Consider the following 3,579-nt stretch of genomic DNA (forward strand, 5'->3'; position numbering starts at 1 on the left):
ATTGGATAGCAATAGGTAAACTTTTGATTTGTTAAATGTGATTTTATAATTTATTAACTATAAAATAAAAGATATGAGATATACTGAAGGAGATTCTAACATAATCTCCCCCAATATATACTGCAAATACTATGCGGTAAACAAGAATTTGCATGGTTTAGGTTCTTTGTATGATGTTCGATGAGGCATTGTAACGATTTTACCATGTAGCCTAAATATTAATCTGTATTTAAACAGGTTTCCAAATCGGCGTATCGAGTCTCGTTCAACTTCATACGTTTGACCTTTAATTAGGTTGACATTATTCATCTCATATCACCTCCTTATACTTTTCAGTATAAGGAGTTTTTACCCATTTTTCAAATCTCCAGCTTTTCCCCTGCTCCACACCGTACGTGCGATTTTCACCGCATACGGCGTTCCCTCAATTATTATAAATCACATACTATTATTCCATTTCCAACTAAAATACGGTATTTGTTCAATTTCTTTAGTATTTTCTTTAACATAGCTAAACTGCTTACTTTTAATTCGGCAAGATATTTTAATATAATATCTACATCAGTAGCGTGGATTAACTTATGAGCTTGATATGATAATAGTATTAGATTTTTGTATCTGTCAGTTCCACCATTTTCTTTAGGTTGTACATGGTGTACCTCCATATCTTCATCTAATAAAATTCCTGTTATTATACATTTACCATGTTGTGCTGAGTATAATGAAAGTCTATTATCATTAAATTCTACACTTTGACTTTTAACAGGATTGTCTGTAATCCATTTGAATATTTCACTGTATTTATATCCTATATTCTTGTGAAGTAGTTCCCTACCTTCAAGTGTATAGTCACAGACTTTTTGATTACAAACTTGTGGTCTTCTTGTTGCTATTTTGCCTATGGGATACATTGTAATCCCTAGAACATTGATTTCTTTACCGCCTGTTTTACCATATCGTTTGTTGTATTCTTCGCTCTTAGTCCCGTCACGTGTTCTGATTCGTTTAAACTGTTGTTGAAGATAATAAGAAAGTTTATAGTCTAATTCTGAAAAATCTTTGTTTATATGTGTAGCAATCCTATAATAATTTTGTATTCCTGCGATTAGTCTATTTAGTATATACATTGTATATTGATTAGGTTTTCGCCGTATATATCTAACTTGTTCTTTTATAGATTGCTGTAAATTACTTTTAGCTTTATCTGTAATATTCGATTTCACAATGAATTTACTACCTTTTAATCTAGCTTTAATCTTAAAACCGAGAAATTCTGTACATGAATTTCTTACATTAGTGATTTTAGACTTATCTGTACTGATTTCAAGATTTAATCTTTCTTTCAACCAACTTTGTACTGCTATGAATATTTTCTTAGCATTATTATGACTTTTACAAAATATTTTAAAGTCATCAGCATATCGAACTATGTACATTTCTTTCAGGTTGCAACTTCTTCTGAAATGTTTATACTTTAAGAAAGTTTCCTTGTACTTATAGTTTGAATTATAACTTTCCCATTGATTACTAACCCACCAGTCTAATTCGTTAAGAACTATATTAGATAATAGTGGTGATAAAATTCCTCCTTGTGGTACTCCCTCTGTCGGTATTCCTATTCCATCAATTTCGGCTTTTAACATGGCACTTATTATACTGATAACTTTCTTATCTCGTATTCCTAGTGACCACATTTGTTTTAGAAGTTTACCATGATTTACATGGTCAAAGAACCCTTTGATGTCTATATCAACTATGTGATAACATTTATCTAAATTGATTTTCTTATAAGTATATGCAATTGCATGTTCTGTACTTCTGTTAGGTCTAAAGCCATAACTGTTAGGATGGAATTTTGCTTCACATATCGGTTCTAGTATTTGTTTTATACATTGTTGTATAATTCTATCCTCTATGCATGGAATACCTAAAGGTCTCATTTTACCATTAATTTTTGGTATTTCTTTTCTTCTTACTTTTTGAGGTTTATAATCCTCAAATCTAGATTTAATGTATTTAAGAAATACTTCAATGGGTTGGTTTTCCCAATAGGTTATAGTTCTGTTATTTGTACCGGGTGTTTCACTTCCTTTATTTCTTTTAATAGTTCTATATGCTAGAAGTATATTTTCATCTTTTATCATAAGATTATAAAGCCTTTTAAATATACTTCCGTTCTTACTCTGTTTATAGAGATTATCAAATGTTGGTTGCATATTGTAGTATTCATTGTATCGAAGTTTATTTTTCTTTAATATTTTTAAACTTTCTTTACTCTTAATTTCTACTTTTGTATTTTTCATTGTTTAGGTTGTTTATCTCCTGTGATAAGTATTATTAGGAATATAAACTTTCTTAGTCTCAACTGAACCCTATTTTATGAAATAATAATTTTGATTTGTATAACAATTGACTTGTGCCTATCCCTCCATTATATTTCTATAATTTCAACGGTACTGTGGCACTACTCTCACTAATGTAAATGTAGATTATATGAAAATATGAAATGTGGTATTTGTTTATATAGTTTTGAAACATAATTCGTAAAAACCATTTATTTATTTTTAAATTTGTTAACTATTTTAATCCACATTTTTTCAATTTCTCTACAACCATTTCATAGACTTATAAGTGTCTCCATGTCATTAGCTTTCCACGTTCCTGTAATCTTATCTGTACATATAACCTTAGGTTTCTCCTCTGACCCTGTTTCAACAATACTGCCTTTAACAGTATAAGGACTTTCATAAAGATAATTTTTACTCACCCTCTGAAACGACATTTACTGTCAGCTACATTTCTATAGCTTATACCTATAGAGTCGTACATTCGGAGATTCGTCAGTCACTTCAATAACATTCTAACCATAGTTATTTTATAGACTTCCGGCATATCATATACATAGGATACCTCTATCCCACTTTCCTATTATTTCATGTATACCTGGAATAACTTAGGGTATACTTTTGCCGACTTCACCGAGCTTATGACCATTGATATCTTATACTATCAATCGCCATTTGGAGTATTAAAGCAAGCCCTTCGAGGCGTTACCTTCTCATTTGACTTGTCAGATTACAAGTTCTACATAGAATTTATATCAAAGATAAAGATAATATATACATACTATCAATGGTAAATTTTTGATTTGTTAAATGTGATTTTATAATTGATTAACTATAAAGTAAAGATATGAGATAATATCGAGGGAGATTGTGTTAGAATTTCCCTCAATATATGTGTAAACTGTTAAGTCAGAACTAAGAAGTATTTTGGAAATCTACCTCTTTTGGGTTCTGTAAATGATTCTGCTTTTTCCGTACTTAGGATTTTTCCATGCAATCTATCTATTATTTGATATCTATACATGTTTCCGTATGGTCGAATGGAACCATTTTCTGTTGTACCCCTTTGCCATTGTAACTTTGGCATCTCATATCACCTCCTTATATTGGTTTAATTCCAGTATAAGGAGTTTTTATTCATTTATCAAATCTTTGGTATTATATATTTATCTTTAATTGATATTAATTTCTATGCGGCGTAGCTTTTCACTACGCAACGTGTCGCACTATCCTG

General features: G+C 30.2%; 3 protein-coding genes. All 3 read right to left on the minus strand.

Features of this window, described 5'->3' with window-relative positions; genetic code table 11:
• Positions 1-431: 431 nt before the first annotated feature.
• The 3 genes from ltrA to HBE96_RS19515 all read right to left on the minus strand — a co-directional run bounded on the left by ltrA (position 432) and on the right by HBE96_RS19515 (position 3,432).
• A complete protein-coding gene (gene ltrA, locus HBE96_RS19505; protein ID WP_169299389.1) occupies positions 432-2,303 on the minus strand; it encodes a group II intron reverse transcriptase/maturase in 1,872 nt (623 codons plus the stop codon).
• A 314-nt stretch (positions 2,304-2,617) separates the two neighbouring features.
• On the minus strand, positions 2,618-2,767 hold the full coding sequence (locus HBE96_RS19510; RefSeq protein WP_169299390.1) for a hypothetical protein: 150 nt from the start codon (positions 2,765-2,767) through the stop codon (positions 2,618-2,620).
• A 482-nt stretch (positions 2,768-3,249) separates the two neighbouring features.
• On the minus strand, positions 3,250-3,432 hold the full coding sequence (locus HBE96_RS19515; RefSeq protein ID WP_169299391.1) for a hypothetical protein: 183 nt from the start codon (positions 3,430-3,432) through the stop codon (positions 3,250-3,252).
• Between the last annotated feature and the right edge of the window lie 147 nt (positions 3,433-3,579).

The organism is Clostridium muellerianum, assembly GCF_012926525.1.
Classification (GTDB): domain Bacteria; phylum Bacillota; class Clostridia; order Clostridiales; family Clostridiaceae; genus Clostridium_AM; species Clostridium_AM muellerianum.

Bases quoted from the DNA above. Each gene is read 5' to 3' on its own strand.
- HBE96_RS19515 (WP_169299391.1), bottom strand. From the start codon at position 3,432: ATGCCAAAGTTACAATGGCAAAGGGGTACAACAGAAAATGGTTCCATT.
- ltrA (WP_169299389.1), bottom strand. From the start codon at position 2,303: ATGAAAAATACAAAAGTAGAAATTAAGAGTAAAGAAAGTTTAAAAATA.